Source organism: Pseudohaliea rubra DSM 19751, assembly GCF_000764025.1.
GTDB classification, from domain to species: Bacteria; Pseudomonadota; Gammaproteobacteria; order Pseudomonadales; family Halieaceae; genus Pseudohaliea; species Pseudohaliea rubra.
Genome location: NZ_KN234784.1, coordinates 1 through 17,510 on the forward strand (window position 1 = coordinate 1; position 17,510 = coordinate 17,510).

The 17,510-nt window shown below is 68.9% G+C and carries 17 protein-coding genes and 1 pseudogene; 13 read left to right on the top strand and 5 right to left on the bottom strand.

Features of this window, described 5'->3' with window-relative positions; translation table 11 throughout:
• From HRUBRA_RS15440 to HRUBRA_RS12285, 10 genes and pseudogenes are all read left to right on the top strand, one after another.
• Positions 1 to 304, top strand: a pseudogene (locus HRUBRA_RS15440) (hypothetical protein); the annotation flags it as partial.
• Positions 301 to 2,415, top strand: a complete 2,115-nt coding sequence (locus HRUBRA_RS12245) for a PEGA domain-containing protein (protein ID WP_035517584.1) — start codon at positions 301 to 303, stop codon at positions 2,413 to 2,415. The pseudogene HRUBRA_RS15440 and the gene HRUBRA_RS12245, both read left to right, overlap by 4 nt.
• A 3-nt stretch (positions 2,416 to 2,418) precedes the next feature.
• A complete protein-coding gene (locus HRUBRA_RS12250) occupies positions 2,419 to 2,760 on the top strand; it encodes a hypothetical protein (RefSeq protein ID WP_035517585.1) in 342 nt (113 codons plus the stop codon).
• Position 2,761: 1 nt separating this feature from the next.
• Positions 2,762 to 3,562 (top strand): MotA/TolQ/ExbB proton channel family protein, encoded by an 801-nt coding sequence (locus HRUBRA_RS12255; RefSeq protein ID WP_035517586.1) that lies wholly within the window; start codon positions 2,762 to 2,764, stop codon positions 3,560 to 3,562.
• Positions 3,562 to 4,839: a hypothetical protein gene (locus tag HRUBRA_RS12260; protein ID WP_035517587.1), complete on the top strand. Its 1,278-nt coding sequence runs from the start codon at positions 3,562 to 3,564 to the stop codon at positions 4,837 to 4,839. Before HRUBRA_RS12255 ends, HRUBRA_RS12260 begins: the two co-directional genes overlap by 1 nt.
• A gap of 4 nt (positions 4,840 to 4,843) precedes the next feature.
• Entirely contained in the window at positions 4,844 to 5,935 is a 1,092-nt protein-coding gene (locus HRUBRA_RS12265) for a vWA domain-containing protein (RefSeq protein WP_035517588.1), read from the top strand.
• Positions 5,935 to 6,933 carry a hypothetical protein gene (locus tag HRUBRA_RS12270; protein WP_035517589.1) on the top strand — a complete coding sequence of 333 codons (999 nt, stop codon included), beginning with the start codon at positions 5,935 to 5,937 and terminating at the stop codon, positions 6,931 to 6,933. Before HRUBRA_RS12265 ends, HRUBRA_RS12270 begins: the two co-directional genes overlap by 1 nt.
• On the top strand, positions 6,905 to 7,585 hold the full coding sequence (locus HRUBRA_RS12275) for a hypothetical protein (RefSeq protein ID WP_052094808.1): 681 nt from the start codon (positions 6,905 to 6,907) through the stop codon (positions 7,583 to 7,585). Before HRUBRA_RS12270 ends, HRUBRA_RS12275 begins: the two co-directional genes overlap by 29 nt.
• Positions 7,586 to 7,587: 2 nt before the next feature.
• The gene (locus HRUBRA_RS12280; protein ID WP_052094822.1) at positions 7,588 to 8,253 is read left to right on the top strand and encodes a hypothetical protein; all 666 of its coding nucleotides are present in this window, start codon (positions 7,588 to 7,590) and stop codon (positions 8,251 to 8,253) included.
• Positions 8,243 to 9,772, top strand: coding sequence for a M48 family metalloprotease (locus HRUBRA_RS12285; RefSeq protein WP_236629867.1), 1,530 nt, complete (start codon positions 8,243 to 8,245; stop codon positions 9,770 to 9,772). Before HRUBRA_RS12280 ends, HRUBRA_RS12285 begins: the two co-directional genes overlap by 11 nt.
• A 259-nt stretch (positions 9,773 to 10,031) precedes the next feature.
• Here HRUBRA_RS12285 and HRUBRA_RS12290 read toward each other — a convergent pair whose 3' ends face one another.
• From HRUBRA_RS12290 to HRUBRA_RS12310, 5 genes are all read right to left on the bottom strand, one after another.
• Positions 10,032 to 10,376 carry a DUF2288 domain-containing protein gene (locus HRUBRA_RS12290; RefSeq protein ID WP_052094810.1) on the bottom strand — a complete coding sequence of 115 codons (345 nt, stop codon included), beginning with the start codon at positions 10,374 to 10,376 and terminating at the stop codon, positions 10,032 to 10,034.
• Positions 10,369 to 11,019, bottom strand: a complete 651-nt coding sequence (locus tag HRUBRA_RS12295; RefSeq protein WP_035517590.1) for an MBL fold metallo-hydrolase — start codon at positions 11,017 to 11,019, stop codon at positions 10,369 to 10,371. The genes HRUBRA_RS12290 and HRUBRA_RS12295 overlap by 8 nt, the downstream gene beginning before the upstream one ends.
• Positions 11,016 to 12,329, bottom strand: coding sequence for a dicarboxylate/amino acid:cation symporter (locus HRUBRA_RS12300; RefSeq protein ID WP_035517591.1), 1,314 nt, complete (start codon positions 12,327 to 12,329; stop codon positions 11,016 to 11,018). Before HRUBRA_RS12300 ends, HRUBRA_RS12295 begins: the two co-directional genes overlap by 4 nt.
• Positions 12,330 to 12,396: 67 nt before the next feature.
• Entirely contained in the window at positions 12,397 to 12,669 is a 273-nt protein-coding gene (locus HRUBRA_RS12305) for a hypothetical protein (protein WP_035517593.1), read from the bottom strand.
• 142 nt (positions 12,670 to 12,811) lie between these two features.
• Positions 12,812 to 13,654, bottom strand: coding sequence for a pirin family protein (locus HRUBRA_RS12310; RefSeq protein ID WP_035517595.1), 843 nt, complete (start codon positions 13,652 to 13,654; stop codon positions 12,812 to 12,814).
• 101 nt (positions 13,655 to 13,755) lie between these two features.
• On the opposite strand from HRUBRA_RS12310, the gene HRUBRA_RS12315 reads away from it, so the two are divergent.
• The 3 genes from HRUBRA_RS12315 to HRUBRA_RS12325 form a co-directional block, all read left to right on the top strand.
• Positions 13,756 to 14,730, top strand: a complete 975-nt coding sequence (locus HRUBRA_RS12315; RefSeq protein ID WP_035517596.1) for a glutathione S-transferase family protein — start codon at positions 13,756 to 13,758, stop codon at positions 14,728 to 14,730.
• A 103-nt stretch (positions 14,731 to 14,833) separates the two neighbouring features.
• Entirely contained in the window at positions 14,834 to 15,241 is a 408-nt protein-coding gene (locus HRUBRA_RS12320) for a CBS domain-containing protein (RefSeq protein WP_035517598.1), read from the top strand.
• Between the two features lie 60 nt (positions 15,242 to 15,301).
• Positions 15,302 to 17,510: Tex family protein (locus HRUBRA_RS12325; protein ID WP_052094812.1), on the top strand; the 2,209-nt coding region annotated here is incomplete at its 3' end.

The following is a 17,510-nucleotide window of genomic DNA, read 5'->3' on the forward strand; positions in this document are numbered from 1 at the left end:
GCTGCCGGCGGACCCGGCCACCCAGCCGCGGCTGGCCGGCCAGGTCGAGCGCCTGGCGGCACTGCTGGCCCGGGCCGAAACGGAGGTCGAGGTCACCCTGCGCTCCGATGGCGAGACCAGCGTCACGGTCTATCGGGTGGCGCAGCTCGGCAGCTTCGAGGAGCGTACCCTCGAGCTGCGCCCCGGCCAATACACCGCCGTGGGCACCCGCCCCGGCTATCGGGACGTGCGCGAGACCTTCCGCGTAACACCGGAGGACTCACCGCTGACCCTCACCGTCGCCTGCACCGAGGCCATCCGATGAGTGACCGCAACGACGACCCCGTGGAGCGCATCGAGGCAGCGGCTTTCCAGCCCCTGGCCGCCGACAGCGCCGCGCCGAAGCGCCGCCTGCGCCCGGTGGCTATCGTCGCGGCTGCCGGGGCCGTGCTCTTCCTGCTGGCCCTGGCGTTCCTGCTTACCGCACGCTCTGTGGAGATCGACGTTGTTGCGGAGGCGCCGGTGGCGATCGCTATCGACGGTTTCGCCCTTCCCTTCGGCCAGCGCTTCCTGATCCGCCCCGGACGCTATCCCATCACCATCGGAGCCGAGGGCTACGAGCCCCACCGCAGCACCCTGACAGTCGGCAGCGCGGATACCCAGCGCTACGAGGTGACGCTCAAACCCCTGCCGGGTCAGGTGACCTTCACGGGACTGCCCGCGGGCGCCACCCTCACCCTGGACGGCGAAGCATTGCGTGGTGCAGAGCACAGCGACAACCCGGATCGGCGCGGGGACGCAGCTCCCGCAAGGGCCCTGGCATTTGAGATCGCAGCCGGCGAGCATACCCTCCGTGCCGAGGCGCCGCGCTACCTGCCCCTGGAAAGCACCATCGACGTCACCGGCCGCGGCGTGACCCAGACCATCGCCCTCGAGCTGGCGCCGGCCTGGGCGGAGCTCACCGTCGCCAGCGAGCCTGAGGGCGCGACGATCGCGGTCGGCGACGAGGTCCTCGGCAAGACCCCCGCTACCGTCGCCGTGCTGCAGGGCGATCGCGAGCTGCGCCTGCGGGCGCCGGGTTTCGCCGAGTACCGAGCCACCCTGGCGGTGATCGCCCGGGAGCCGCAGGACCTGGGCACCGTTACCCTCGTGCCCGCTGCCGGCGTGCTCGAACTCACCAGCCGGCCAGGGGGCGCCAACGTCACCGTGGGCGGCGAGTTCCGCGGGCAGACGCCGCTCACCGTGGAGCTGACACCGGACCGGGCCCATGAGCTTGTCCTGTCCCGCCCCGGCTACCGTCGCTACCGCGACAGCGTCACGCTGGCCGCCGGCGCCACGGCGCAGCGCGACCTGCGCCTGGAGCCCCGCCTCGGCGAGGTGGTGCTGGAGGTCGATCCGCCGACGGCGGCGCTGCGCATCGACGGCGAGCTCGTGGGCACCGGCCCGCGGACCGTCGCCCTCCCGGAGGTCGAGCACGAGATCGTCGCCAGCCTCGAGGGCTACGAGACCCTGCGCCGGCGCGTGACCCCGCGGGAGGGCCTCAAGCAGCTGGTCACGCTCAACCTCAAGACCGAGGCCGAGGCGCGCAAAGCCCGTCTCCCGGCGGAGCTCACCACGGCCCTCGGCCAGACCCTGCGCCTCTTCGATCCGAAGCTGGCTCCGCGCAACGAGTTCACCCTGGGCGCCTCGCGGCGGGACCCGGGCCGGCGCGCCAACGAAGTTCTCCACCCGGTGCGCCTCGAGCGACCCTTCTACCTGCAGACCACGGAAGTCACCAATGCCCAGTTCCGCCTCTTCCAGGCCAGCCACAACAGCGGCCAGGTACAGGGCAACAGCCTGAACCGCGAGCAGCAGCCGGCCGTGCAGGTCAGCTGGCAGCAGGCCGCGGCGTTCTGCAACTGGCTCAGCCGCAAAGAGGACCTGCCCCCCTTCTACACCGAGGAGCAGGGGATCATTACCGGCTTCCGGCCCGGCGCCATCGGCTACCGTCTGCCCACGGAAGCCGAGTGGGCCTGGGTGAGCCGGGTCAACGGCGAGGCGCTGCAGCGCTTCGCCTGGGGCGACGAATTCCCGCCGACTTCGCCGGTGGAGAATGTCGCGGACAATACCTCCGCCTACGTGACCGGGCGGGTTCTCGGCGGCTACGAGGACGGCTTTGTGGTCAGCGCGCCGGTGGCCAGCTTCCCGCCGAACCACCACGGCCTTTACGATCTCGGCGGCAATGCCGCGGAGTGGGTCAATGACGTCTACGTGATCCCGCCGGCCAACAGCATCGTCAAGACAGATCCGCTGGGCTCGCCGAACGGCGACAACTACACGATCCGCGGTGCCAGCTGGGCACTCTCCAAGCTGACCGAGCTGCGCCTGACCTATCGGGATTATGGGCAGCGCGGGCGCGATGACGTAGGATTCCGGATCGCACGTTATGCGGAGTGAGCCATGAGGGAACTGCCGGCAGCCCTGCTGCTGAGCGCCGCGCTAGCAGCTGCGCAGGCTGCAGGGGCCGCTGAAGCGGCGCAGGCCGCGACGCCGGGACCGCCTGGGGCAGGTGCGGTGACCGCCCTGCAGGCAGATCCCGCCAGTGAGGCCGCCGCGCCCGACCCGACTGCTGACCCGACTGCTGACCCGACTGCTGACCCGACTGCTGACCCGGCTGCTGACCCGGCTGCCGGGGACGATTCCGAGGCGAACACAGCCGCCGGGGACAGCTCCCCCTTCGATTATCAGGCCTCCGAAGAGATCTCCGAGGACCTGTCCGTCTCTTTTCCCGTGGACATCTAGCATGAAGAACCAGTTCTCCGGAGAGTTCCTCTTCCAGATCGCAGCGCTACTGCTGGCGATCATCGTGGTCCACGGCGCCTACGTCGGGGCGATCCGGCCCGTGGCCGATGCGCAGCTCCGGGAGCAGGCGGCAGCCATCGCCGCCGGCGCCGAGTTCGTGCCGGAGCGCTCTCTGGCGGTGGTGATCCGCGACTTCGAACAGGAGGCCTGCTTCATCCTGTTGATCTGGGCGCTGGCCATCATGGGTTACAAGGGGCGCCAGAACCTGCAGGAACGACGTCTCCTCGAGGCCTCCCTCATCGATATTCCCGAGGGCACCAGCGTGCTGCCGCCGGATGCGCGCGAGTACAGCCGCAGCATCGAGGCCCTGCCGGCGGAACAGCAGGACTATCTGCTGCCGAGGACGCTCCTTGCGGCCCTGCAGCGCTTCGCCACCACCGGATCGATCCAGGCCGTTTCCGACACGATCCGCGAGCAGGTGGAGGTGGAATCCGACCGCCTCGACTCGGAAATGTCCATGGTGCGCTACATTGCCTGGGCCATCCCCTCCATCGGCTTCATCGGCACCGTGCGCGGCATCGGTGACGCCCTGGGCCAGGCCTACGAGGCCGTGGAGGGAGATATCTCCGGCGTCACCGCCAGCCTCGGCGTGGCCTTCAACAGCACCTTCGTGGCGCTGGTACTGTCGATCATCATCATGTTCTGCCTGCACCAGCTGCAGCTGGCCCAGGAGCGCCTGGTACTCGATGCCCAGCGCTACGCCGACAAGCGCCTCATGCGTCACCTGGTGGCCCCGGATTGATGGCCGCCCTCCTCGACATCCTCGACAGCGAGCTGCGCCTCTGGCAGGACGGCCGCGCGGTGCGCAGCCCGGGTTTCGCGCTCCTCGATGGCGACAGCTACCGCTACGGCGAGGACGCCCGCAGCCATGCCCGACGCCAGCCGCGCAACATCAACACGCGCTACTGGTGGCAGCTCGGCACCCGCCCTCTGCAGCCGGCCCTGGGACCCGCCCGGCATACGGCGGACCTCGTCCACGGTCACCTGCTGGCCCTCCACGAGGCCGCCGGCAGGCCCGGGGAACTGGTACTGGCGGTGCCGGAAAGCCTGCACAAGGAACAGCTCTCCCTGCTCCTCGGTATCATCCGGGCCTGCCCCTTCGACGCGGTGGGCCTGGCCAACCGCAGCCTGCTCGTGGCCGCGGCACACGAGGCCCGGGGCTCCGCCTGCCACCTCGAGCTGCAGCTCCACCAGGCGCTGCTTACGCGCCTCGACAGCGACGGCGGTGAACTCACGGTGACCGCAGAGCAGGTGCTCCCGGGCTGTGGCTTCCTCGCCCTGCAGGAAAGCCTGGTGGAGGCGATCGCGCGGAGCTTCATCGACAACACCCGCTTCGACCCCCGGCGCCAGGCGGAGACGGAGCAGCAGCTCTACGACAATCTCGGCACCACCCTGGCGGCGCTGCGCGATGCGGACGACACAATCCTCGAGGCCGGAGGCTATCGCTCGCGCATCAGCTATGACGCACTGCGGGCGGCAGGCCGCCGGCTGCACGACAGCGTGGGCCGGGAGCTCGGCAGGAACGGCGACGCCCCCCTCCTGCTGGTAGACCCGCTGGTGGACCTGCTACCGGGCTTTACCCAGAGTTTTCCCGGGGCCCGGGTAGCGAGCAGCCGGGACCTGCCGGAGGCTCTGGCTGCCCACGGGGAACGTATCGTCCAGCCGGGGGAGGCGCTGCACCTGGTGCGGAGCCTGCCGGTGGGGAACGGGGCCACCGGACCGCGAAGCGCGCCCGCTTCCGCAGCAGCGTCGCCACGAGCACCGGCCGAGGGCCGCCGGGAGACCGGAACCCCCGCGCCCACGCATCTGCTTGAGGGCGGGCAGGCCGCACCCCTGGTCGACAACATGCCCCTCGCCGATGGCTGGTCGCTGGTGCACGGCGACGGCGGCTGGCGCCTCGCCCCGGGCCGCGGCACCGCTGTAGTGAACGACGGCCCCTGGAAAGGCGCCGCGCTCGCAGCCGGAGACCGGATTGCCGTTGGCGGCGGCCAGTGGCAGCTGATCGAGGTCCGCGCGTAGCACCGTGGCCCGGCGCAAGCGTAGCTTCAGCACCTTCAACCTCAGCTTCCTGGACATCATGTCCTGTGGCTTCGGTGCGGTGGTGCTGGTGTTCCTGATCATCGATCACAGCATCGAGGTGCAGTCGCAGGAGCTGAACGCCGATTTGCTCTCGGAGGTGAACATGCTCGAGGAGGACATCCGCGTCGGCGAGGAAGGGCTCGTCGCCCTGCGCAACGCCCTCGGTGAGACTGACGAGGCCATCGTCGAGGCCCAGGGCCGGGCCAGCCGGGTCACCGAGGAGATCGACCGCTACGAGGCACTGATCAGCGACCTCGCCGACGATGGCTACACCGATGACGACGCCCTGGAGAAGCTGAAAGCCGAGGTGCGGTCCCTCGAGGAGGAGGTGAAGCGGCTGCGTGAGGCAGCGAAGGAGGAAGGCGGCCGCAGCGCCCGTAGCTTCACCGGCGATGGCCAGCGCCAGTACCTCACGGGCCTGAACCTCGGCGGGCGACACATTGTCATCCTCCTCGACGCATCCGCGAGCATGCTCGCTGACCGGCTGGTGAACGTCATCCGTCTGCGCAACATGGACGAGACCGTGCAGCGCCAGGCGGAGAAATGGCAGCGGACCGTCGCCACCGTGGACTGGCTCAGCGCCCAGCTGCCGGTGAACGCCAGCTACCAGGTCATCGCCTTCAACACCGAGGCCCGGTCGGTGCTCCCGGAGACCGACGGCAGCTGGCTCGAGGTGGCGAACCAGCCCCAGCTCGAGTCCGTGAGCACCGCCCTCGGCAAGCTCGTGCCCGGCGGCGGCACCTCCCTGCACAACGCCTTCGTCGCCCTCGGCAGGCTGTCGCCGGCGCCGGACAACATCTTCCTCCTCACCGACGGCCTGCCCACGCAGGGGGCCAACCCGCCCCGGGGCACAAAGGTCTCCGGCCGGGAGCGCCAGAAGCTCTACCGCGACGCCATCCGCTCGCTGCCGCAGAACGTGCCCGTGAATATCATTCTTGCCCCCATGGAGGGCGACCCCATGGCCGCGTCGGAGTTCTGGCAGCTGGCCCAGGCCACCGGGGGCTCCTTTATGAGCCCGTCGAGAGACTGGCCCTGATGCGCAAAGCCCGGCGGGAAATGGCCGAGTTCTCTCTATCCTTTCTGGACGTGATCTGCTGTGGCTTCGGCGCGGTTATCCTGCTGCTCATGATCACCAAAACCGTACAGCCGCAGATCATCGAGGCCTCCACGGTGAACCTCAAGGGGCGCATCGCAGACCTGCAGGAACAGCTCTTCGAGCTGCGCGGTGAGAGTGTGGTCCTGAACCGGGACCTGAACGCGAAACAGGAGCAGCTGTCCGAGTACCGGGAGCGCATCGCCATCCTCCAGGGGCAGCTCGCCAGTGCGCGCTCGCGCTACGACAGCATCCAGGTCGAGCAGAACAGCAACAGTACCATCACCGAGCGGCTCGCTATCGCCCGGCAGAGCCTCACTGCCGAGCAGAAACGGCTCCTGGCCGGCCTCGAGCGCAGCAACAACCTCATCGGCGGTATCCCCGTCGACAGCGAGTACATCATCTTCATTATCGACACCTCGGGCTCCATGTTCTCCTACGCCTGGGAGCGCATGCTCCGGGAACTTGAAGCCACGCTGGCGATCTATCCCAACGTCAAGGGTATTCAGGTGCTCAACGACATGGGCAACTACATGTTCAGCCGCTACCGGGGCCAGTGGATCCCGGACACGCCCGGGCGCCGGCAGGTCATCCTGCAGAACCTGCGCAACTGGAACGTGTTCTCGAACTCGAGCCCGGTGGAGGGGATCACCCAGGCCGTGCGAACGTTTTACGACCCGGACAAAAAGATTAGTATCTACGTGTTCGGGGACGAGTTCACAGGCGAATCCATCGCCCAGGTGGTGGACACGGTGGGTACGATCAATCGCGAGGCGGCGGACGGCGAGCAGCGGGTACGCATCCACGCGGTCGGTTTCCCCGTACAGTTCATACGTCCGCCCAACCTGCAGACAACCGGTGTTCGCTTCGCCACGCTGATGCGCGAGTTGACCTATCGGAACGGAGGTACCTTTGTCGGGCTCAACGACTTCCGCCCCTGACCGCCCCCTCGCCGGCGTGCTGCTGCTCGCAGCGCTGTTGCTGCTGGCCGGCTGCGGCGCCAAGGAAGTCGTTGTGGCGGGCCGGTTCCCGGAACCCACCATGAGCAAGCTGCCGCTCACCCTCGGGGTCTGGTACGACGACGCCTTCCGCCAGCATGAATTCTTTGACGAGGCCAAGGGCCGCGCCGAGACCGACTGGCTGGTGCGTACCGGCGAGGCCCAGGTGCAGCTCTGGGACACCCTGCTCGCCGGCATGTTCGAGCGCGTAGTGCCCATGGATGCCCGGCCGGCGCCGGAGCAGATGAACCCGGCCGTGGATGCGGTCCTCATCCCGCGGGTCGACGAGCTGCAGTACGCCATCCCCGCCCAGACCAACATCAAGGTTTACGAGATCTGGATGCGCTACGCCTTCGAGCTGGTGACTACGCAGGGCGAGACCATCGCCGACTGGACCATGACCGCCTACGGCAAGACACCCACGGCCTTTCTGCAGTCCGACGAGGCGGCGGTGAATCTCGCCGCGGTGGTCGCCCTGCGCGATGCCGGCGCTCACTTCGCCACCAGCTTCACCCGGGTGCCGGAGGTAACCGCCTGGATGGATGCTCTGGACGCCCCCACGACCATGGCCGCGGGGCCGGAGACCCCACGGTGAAGCTGCGCGCCCTGGCCCGCCTCGCCCCGGTGCTGGTCGGCGCCCTGCTCGGCACCGGCTGCGTCACGGCCACCGTGGACGAGATGGTCTTCAACGAGCCCCTGGAAGGCGTTGGCGACGCCGGGGTGGTCATCCTCGGGCGCCGCCACGCGAGCGACTACGAGACCGAGCCGGACTTCATCGAGTGCATTGGCAAGCATATCCAGCGCGGAGACTCGAGCATCAACGTGATCGGCGAGCTGGAGTTTCTCAACGCGCTCTATCCCTGGTTCGAGCCGCGCACGGCGCCGCTTCGGCCCGCGGACATCGACCGCCTCATGGCCCAGCCGCCGGTAGCGGAAAAGCTCGCCACGCTGCAGACGGAGTACCTGGTGTGGGTAGACGGCAGCACCGTGCAGACCAACTCCGCCGGCTCCATGACCTGCGGCGTGGGCCCCGGCGGCGCCGGCTGCTTCGGCTTCGGCACCTGGGGCAACGATTCGACCTACGAGGCGACCATCTGGGACTTCACCAACCGGGCCGAAGTGGGGCGCCTGAATACCTCCGCCAGCGGCCAGTCCTACATGCCCGCGGTGGTCGTCCCCATCCCGATCATCGCGCCGGTGCAGGGCACGGCCTGCGACGGCCTCGGCGACCAGCTCCTCAAGTTTCTCTCCAGTGAGCACTGAGCCCGTGCACCTGCTCCTGCGTCCCGTCTTTCGGTTCTTCGCGCAACCCCGGGGCGAGTGCGTACTTCTATGGCTGAAGCGGCAAGGGTGGCTGCTCGCCTTGCTCCTGGCCGCCCTCCTCGCCGGCGGCTGCACCGTCAACCCCGCCACCGGCGGCGCCACGGTAGTCCTCGGCAGCAAGGATGGCGAGGCCGAGACCGGCGAGGAGATGTACGAAAAGTTCAAGGCCGAGGGTGCCTTCTACGACGACCCGGAGCTCGCCGCCTACGTCGAGCGCATCGGCCAGCGCCTGGTTGAAAAGAGCGACATGCCGAAGCGGGACTTTACCTTCTCTGTCATCGACGCGCCGGACATCAACGCCTTCGCCACCCCCGGCGGCTACATTTACATCAACCGCGGCCTCCTCGGCTACCTCGACAGCGAGGCGGAGCTGGCCGGCGTGCTCGCGCACGAGATCGCCCACGTGACCGCTCGCCATCACGGGCGGCGCAAGGCGGCTGGGGTCACTTCCAAGGTGCTGGCCACCACCGCCTACGTGTTCACCGGCTCCGGCGCCCTCTACGAGGCGTCGAGCATGTACGGCGCAGAGCTCATGAGCGGCTACGGGCGGGATATGGAGCTGGAGGCCGACGGCCTCGGCGCCGAATACATGTACAAGGCCGGCTACGATCCGGAAGCCCTGCTCGAGGTCATCGGCGTGCTCAAGAATCAGGAGCAGTTCCAGCGCCTGAAAGCGAAGGCCTCCGGCAAGCCGCTGGCCACCTACCACGGCCTCTACGCGTCACACCCCCGCAACGACAAGCGTCTGCAGACGGTCATTGGTGCCGCCGGCGAACTCGACACGGGCGCCTATATCGAAGACCCGTCCCGCCCCGGGGAATTCCGCGAACGGACCGACGGCCTGGTCTGGGGCCAGAGCGTCCAGGGCCAGCGTGCCGATAACCGTTACTACCACAACAAGCTGGGCTTTACCTTCGCGCACCCCGAAGGCTGGCGGGTGGATGCCGGCGCCCAGGCGGTGGTCGCCCGCGCCGGCGACGGCAGCGCGACCGTGACCATCACCCTGCGCCGCCGGGACCCGGCCACGACTCCGGAGGCCGTGCTCACGGACCTCGCCCGCGGTGAGCTCTCCGGCGGGGAGGCTCTGGAGCAGGCGGGGCTCACCGGCTACAGCGCCGTGGCCAGCGCCGGCGGGCGCAGCAAACGGCTGGCGGTGATCGACTTCGGCGGCCTCAGCTACCTGTTCGAGGGCCGGGTCGAAGGGGAAGGGGCGGCCTTCGGTGCCGGCGATGCGTCCCTGCGGGAAATCATCACCAGCTTCCGCCCGATCCTGCCGCAGGAGCGGGAGACCGGCCAGCCGCGCTACCTCCGCTACATCCAGGTACCCCGGGGCGCGACCATGGAGACCCTCGCAGCAGGGTCACCGATCCCCGACGCCGAGGCGCAGCTGCGCCTCATCAACGGCTTCTACCCGCGCGGGGAGCCGCGCACCGGCGACTGGGTCAAGGTGATCCGCTAGGGGGCTGTAAGATAGGCTCTTCGCAGAGTTCCGGGGCGAGTGCGGGAGACTTCTCTCAGCCTGACCCGGCCGGGTCGCTCCCCGATACACGCTTCGTGAGAGAAGTCTCCCGCACTCGCCCCTGACGCCTCGATGATTTTCACCACAGCAGGGGCGGATGGTGGAGGGTGCCCCCACCAAGCGTGTATCGGGGAGCGACTGGGGGCACCCTCCACCATCCGCCCCGGCAGGCCAGAAAGGACTTTTTAGAAGGCTTGATTCACTCAGGTTCTTCCGGGAGCGGTTGCACCAGCACCCAGGGCGCTGCGACCACAGCCCAGAGCGTGGCGCCGTTCGCTTCCCAGCCCCTCGCGTCATCGTCCGTTGCCGGGCGCACCTCGCCTGCCTCGGTCCAGGCCTGAAACCGGGCGACGTTATCGAGACCCAGTTGCACCGCCACCTCGACGAGATCCAGGGCGGGCGCGACGCGGATCATACGGCCACCGGCGAAGTGCACCGCGAGATCGCTCCAGGGAAGGCGCGCCGTCTGGCCGAGGTAGGCGGCGCGCAGCTCGGCGGCCCGCTCCCCGTCATCCGCCTCACGAGCTCCAGGCGCCTCAGCCATAGCGGGGATCGGCGACGAAGGGGTTGCTCTGGCGCTCGTGCCCCAGGGTCGACGTGGGGCCGTGGCCGGGGATGAAAGTCACATCGTCACCGAGGGGAAAGAGCTTGTTGCGGATGCTCGCGATGAGTTCGTCATGATTGCCGCGGGGGAAATCCGTGCGGCCGATGGAACCCTGGAAGAGCACGTCGCCGACCCAGGCCAGGCGCTCGCCGCGATGGAACAGCACCATATGCCCCGGCGTATGCCCCGGGCAGTGCAGGACCTCGAGCGCCTGGGCGCCAACGGTCACCCGGTCGCCGTCTTCAAGCCAGCGGTCAGGCTCGAAGGCTTCCGCGCGGGGAAAGCCGGCCATCTGGCACCATTCGGGCAGCTTCTCGAGCCAGAAGTCATCCCCGCGCCCCGGGCCTTCAATGGGCAGGCCCAGCTCCTCGCGCAGTTCCCCGGCGAGGGCGCAGTGATCCATGTGGGCATGGGTGAGGATGATCTTCTCGAGCTCTACCCCCAGCTGCTCCACGGCGGCGAGAATGCGCTCGCGGTCGCCACCCGGGTCGAAGAGCGCACCGCGGCCGGTCTCCTCGCACTTCAGCAGCGAGCAGTTCTGCTGGTAGGCCGTGACCGGGACGATAGCTACCTTGATGCTCATGTGGCCTCCGAGACTCGGGTGTTCTCGTCCCGTTCCGGGTAGCGATCCGCGTTCGGGTCATTGTAGATGTTCTCGTCGAGCTGCCCCTCGGAGCTGCCCACGATCACCGCCGCGGTCGCATCGCCGGTCACGTTCACGGCCGTACGCACCATATCGAGGAGCCGGTCGATGCCGATGATGAGGCCGATACCCTCCACGGGCAGCCCCGCCTGCTGGAGGACCATGGCCAGGGTGATAAGCCCGACGCCGGGCACGGCGGCGGTGCCGATAGAGGCCAGCGTGGCGGTAAGGATCACGGTCAGATAGGCCGTCAGGCTGAGGTCGAAGCCGTACACCTCGGCGATGAACACCGTCGCCACACCCTGCATGATGGCCGTGCCGTCCATGTTGACGGTGGCACCCAGGGGCACCGAAAAGCCGGCGACGGAGTTGTTCACGCCGAGGCGCTTTTCCACCGTACGCAGGGTAATGGGTAGCGTGGCGCCGGAGGACGCGGTGCTGAAAGCAAAGGCCCAGACGGAGCGCATCTTGCTGAGCAGCACCGCCGGCGAACGCCGCGCCAGGACCTTGAGAAGCAAGCTGTAGACCACCAGGCCATGGAACAGCAGCACGGCCAGCAGCGTGAAGAAATACTTGGCGAGATCGGCGATAGCGCTGAGGCCCATATCGGCGAAGAGCACCCCGAGAAGCGCAAACACCCCATAGGGCGCGAGGCCCATAAGAATGCCGACCATGCGCATGACTACCGCCTCGAGGTCACTGAAAAGGGCGGCAATGCGTCGCCCGGCCTCACCGGCATGGGAAATGGCGTAGCCGAAGAGCAGGGCGAAGACGATGATCTGCAGCATCTCACCCTCGGCCATGGCTGCGATGGGGTTCGAGGGGAAGATGTTGATGATCACGTCTTTGAGGGGCGGCGGCTCCGTCGGCTCGAAGGTGGCATTGGTCTCGAGGCTGACACCGGAGCCGGGCTCCACCAGCACGGCGACAAACAGGGCGGTGGTGACGGCGATGGCCGTGGTACTTAAGTAAAAAAGCAGTGTCTTGCCAGCGATGGGCCCCATGCGCGCACTGTTGCCGAGAGAGCTGGCGCCGCAGATCAGGGACACCAGCACCAGCGGCACCACGAGCAGCTGCAGCGAGGCGACGAACACCTGGCCGACCACGTCGAAGAGGCCGTCGACCAGGTAGCTGCTGATGCCCTCGCGGACGAGCTCCGGTGTCGCCGCGCTGCCGACGAGGAGATTGAGCAGGGATCCGACGAGAACACCGGCCACCATGGCGAGAAGAATGCGATTGGTCAGGCTCAAAGCGGGCCTCCGGCAGGGGCAGCAGGGAACAGCCCCACCGCGGGGTGGCGGGTTTCAGGGCAGGCCATCAATCGTCGCCGGCGCCGCTTGCATCGGCGTCCTCACAGGAACCGCGTTCCCAGGCGGCCACGGCATCGTCGGCGCAGGCATTGCAGGGCGACGCGTAATCCGCCCGGCCGCCGGCGTAGAGCGTGGCACAGACCGGGTCATAGACCATGGTGCAGACCTGCGGCCGCGGCTCGGTGCAGGCGGTGACCGGGTCGCTCGCAGGCGCCGGATCCCGGGGCGCCGCGCAGCCGCCCAGGGCCAGTGCCAGTATCGCGATGCCAGCGCGCCTCATGCCGCCTGTTCCTGCCCGTGGTTGAAGCGCGCAAGGATAACACTTCGATCAGGGGGCGTGCAGGCGGCAAGTCGCTGCGGGCTAGCGGGCCCTCCGGGAATGGCGTCTCGTCGTGACAGGGCCGGGGATCTGTGACCTACGCTCAGTCGAGGAAGGTGCCGTCGCGGTACTGGGCCAGGGCCTGCTCGATCTCCTCCCGGGTGTTCATGACGAAGGGACCGTAATGGACGACGGGCTCGCACAGCGGACGACCGCGCAGCACCAGAAGCCCCGCGCCCGCGGAGCCCGCCGCGAGGGTCCAGGCACCGTCGCCGGCCGCGACCAGCAGGTGGCCCCGGGAGACCCCCTGCGCCCCGATGCCGGCCAGCGCGCCGTCATAGAGGTAGGCGACGAGATTCTCGCCATCCTCTGCGGCCACGGTGACCGTCGCACCGGGAGCGAGGGTGAGGTCCGCGAGGGACGCCTGCGGGGTGAGCTCCGGCAGCGCGCCCGCGCCCGTGACGTCGCCGAGATGCCAGTCACCGGCCAGGAGCGCGGCCTCGAAGCCGTCACCCGCAAGCCGGGGCAGCGCGGCACCCTCGATATCACGGTAGCGCGGCGCCCCGAGCTTCTCCGCCGCCGGCAGGTTCACCCAGAGCTGGAAGCCGTGCAGGCCGGCGCTGTCCTGGGTCGGCATTTCGGAGTGGATGATGCCGCGCCCGGCGGACATCCACTGCAGGCCGCCGCTGCGGATCTCGCCGCGGTTCCCCTGGCTATCCTCATGAGCAATGCCGCCGTGCTTCATGTAAGTGAGTGTTTGCATGCCCCGGTGCGGGTGCGGCGGAAAGCCCGCGGCGAAGTCCTCGCGGTGCTCAGAGCGCAGCTCGTCGAGCATGAGCAGCGGGTCGAGCGCGGCGTCGCCGAAGCCCACCACCCGCTGGATGGCAACACCGGCGCCGTCGCTGGTGGCCTGGGCGCGCCGGAGCGCCGTGACCTGTCTTGCCATGCTCTTGTCCTTCTGCTTTCGCCCGAGCGGAGTGTTCATGGTCGCCTCAAAGCCGCCGAAAGCGCAAACTGTTCGTTCGTATCATCCCCCTGGAGGGCCTGATGGGACTACTGATCGACGGCCAGTGGCACGACCGCTGGTATGACACGAGCAAGAGCGGCGGCCGCTTCCAGCGCGAGGAGGCCCGCTTCCGCCACTGGGTCACGGCGGACGGGTCGCCGGGCCCCGACGGGGACGGCGGTTTCGCCGCCGCCCCGGGGCGCTACCACCTGTACGTTTCCCTCGCCTGCCCCTGGGCGCACCGGACGCTGATCGTGCGCGCACTCAAGGGGCTCGAGGGGCTGATCGATGTGTCGGTGGTCAGCCCGCTGATGCTGGAGAACGGCTGGACCTTCGACGAGGCGGCGGGGTCCAGCGGTGACCGGATCGGCGGCCGCGCCTTCATGCACGAGGTGTACACGGCGGCAGCACCGGACTACACCGGCCGGGTCACGGTCCCGGTGCTCTGGGACCGCGAGCGCGCGACCATCGTCAGCAACGAATCGGCGGACATCGTGCGCATGCTCAACACGGCCTTCGACGGCCTCACGGGCAGTACGCTCGATCTCTACCCGGAAGACCTGCGGGAAAGCATCGACGCGTGGAATGCGCGCGTCTACCCGCGGGTGAACAACGGCGTCTACCGGGCCGGCTTCGCCACCACGCAGGCGGCCTACGAGGAGGCCTTCGGCGAACTGTTCGCGGAACTCGACGCCATCGACGCCCACCTGGCCGGGCACCGCTTCCTCGCCGGCGACCGCCTGACGGAGGCGGATGTGCGCCTGTTCACGACCCTGCTACGCTTCGACGCGGTGTACCACGGCCACTTCAAGTGCAACCGGCAGCGCCTCGAGGAGTTCACGCACCTGCCCGGCTACCTGCGCGAGCTCTACCAGATGCCGGGAATCGCCGACACCGTGGACTTCGCGCACATCAAGGGCCACTACTACCGCTCGCACCCCACCATCAACCCCACGGGCGTGGTGCCCGCCGGCCCTGCACTGGACTACACCCGGCCCCACGGCCGCGACCGCTGATCCCCCTTCCCCCCGGCCCTCCCGATGCTGGCCCGCCCATGGCGGGCCCGTTTATACTCCCCAGCCAGCTCGAACCGCATCGCCAGCGACACAGGGAACCGCCATGCTCCGCTCCGTCAGCCTGCGTGACTACATGCTGCGCCACCCGGCCACCGTCAGGAGCGACGCCACCATCGACGAGGCCATGCAGGTGATCGTGGACAACCGGATCTCCGGGCTGTGCGTGGTCGACGAGGCCGGGCAGCTGGTCGGCATTCTCTCGGAGCTGGACTGCCTGCGCGCCATCCTCGGCGCGGCCTATACCGAGTCCGACCCGGGCCGCGTGGCGGACGTGATGGCAAAGGACAACCTCGTGGTGGCCCACCCCGACGAAGACATCGTCGATGTCGCCCAGGACATGCTGATCAAGAACAAGCGCCGGCGCCCGGTGGTCGAGAACGGCAAGCTCATCGGCCAGATCACCTGCCGCCAGCTCCTCGAGGCCGTGAGCCGGTTCCAGCGCAAGCCCTGAGCCGCCCACACCACCGTTTCACCGCGTTTTCAGCCCCTTTTCAGCTTGTCAGGAGAGCCCATGACCATCGCCCAGCGCCTGGCGACCGAACTGTCCGTCCGCGAAGCCCAGGTGAGCGCCACGCTCGCCCTGCTCGAGGACGGCGCCACCGTTCCCTTCATCGCCCGCTACCGCAAGGAGGTGACCGGCGGCCTCGATGACAGCCAGCTGCGCGAGCTGGAGGAACGGCACCGCTACCTCACGGAACTCGAGGCCCGGCGCGGCACGATCCTCGACAGCATCCGCGAGCAGGGCAAGCTCACGGAGACCCTCGAAGCGCAGCTGCTGGCCGCCGACAGCAAGGGCCGCCTCGAGGACCTGTACCTGCCCTACAAGCCGAAGCGCCGCACCAAGGCACAGATCGCCCGCGAGGCCGGCCTCGAGCCGCTGGCGGACGCACTCTGGCAGGGCCCGGCGCAGGAGCCGGCGACCATCGCCGCGGCCTACCTCAACGCTGATGCCGGTATCGCCAGCGCCGACGACGCCCTGGACGGCGCCCGGCAGATCCTCATGGAGCGCTGGTCCGAGGACGCGGACCTGGTCGCCCGGCTGCGGGCCTTCCTCGTCGACAATGCCCTGCTGCGCTCCGCCGCTGCGCCGGGGGCCGCTGACGATCCCGAAGCGGCCAAGTTCCGCGACTACTTCGAGCACTGTGAGCCGCTGGCCGGCGTGCCCTCGCATCGGGCCCTGGCCATGTTCCGCGGCCGCAACGCCGGCTTCCTGCAGCTGGCCCTGGTCATGGACCCGGAAGAGAAGGCAGGCGACGCGCACCCCTGCGAGGCGATGCTGGCCGGGCACTGGCAGGTGGCGGACCAGGGCCGGCCTGCCGACAGCTGGCTGGGCACGACGCTGCGCTGGACCTGGCGGGTCAAGCTGCTCACCCGCCTGCAGACGGACCTCCTCGGCGACCTGCGCGAGCGCGCCGAGACCGAGGCGATCGCCGTGTTCGCCCGCAACCTCAAGGACCTGCTGCTGGCAGCGCCCGCCGGGGCCCGGCCGACCATGGGCCTGGACCCGGGGCTTCGGACCGGCGTGAAGGTGGCCGTGGTCGACGGCACCGGCAAGCTCGTGGACCACGCCACCATTTTTCCTCACGCCCCCAAGAAGCGGGAGGCGGAGTCCGCGGACACGGTGGCGGCGCTGCTCCGCCGCCACCAGGTGGAACTCATCGCCATTGGCAACGGCACCGCCAGCCGGGAAACCGATGCCTTCGTCGGCCGCCTGCTGGCAGCGGAGCCGGACATCACGGCCACCCGGGTCACCGTGTCCGAAGCCGGCGCCTCCGTCTATTCCGCCTCGCAGCTGGCGGCGGAGGAATTCCCCGATCTGGATGTGACCTTCCGGGGCGCCGTCTCCATCGCCAGGCGCCTGCAGGACCCGCTCGCCGAACTGGTGAAGATCGAGCCCAAAGCCATCGGCGTGGGCCAGTACCAGCATGACGTCAGCCAGGTCGCGCTGGCCCGGCAGCTCGATGCCGTAGTGGAGGACTGCGTGAACGCCGTCGGCGTCGACGTGAACATGGCCTCGGCGGCGCTCCTGACGCGGGTTGCCGGTCTGTCGGCGGGCCTCGCCGCAGCCATCGTCGCCCACCGCGACAGCCACGGCGCCTTCCCGAGCCGGCGCGCCCTTCTGGACGTACCCCGCTTCGGCGCCCGCACCTTCGAGCAGGCCGCGGGCTTCCTGCGCGTTAATGACGGCGACAACCCCCTCGACGCTTCGGCGGTGCACCCGGAGTCCTACCCGCTCGCGGAGGCTATCGCCGCCAGCGCGGGCCGGGCGCTGGCCGCGGTGATCGGCGACAGCGCCTTCCTGAAAAGCCTGGACCCGCAGGCCTTCGTGACGGCGGAGCGCGGCCTGCCCACGGTGCGCGACATCATCGCCGAGCTCGATAAGCCCGGCCGGGATCCGCGGCCGGCCTTCCAGACCGCGAAGCTGCGCGACGACGTGCAGACCATGAAGGATCTGCAGCCGGACATGGTCCTCGAGGGCACCGTCACCAACGTCACCAACTTCGGCGCCTTCGTGGATATCGGCGTGCACCAGGACGGCCTCGTGCACATCTCCCGCCTCGCGGACCGCTTCGTCAAGGACCCGCACAGCGTGGTCAAGGCCGGCGACATCGTCACCGTGAAGGTGCTTGCCGTGGACGCACCACGCAAGCGCATCAGCCTGACCATGCGTCTTGCGGACAGCGCCGCCGATGCCGAAGATGACAAGCCCGCCGCAGACC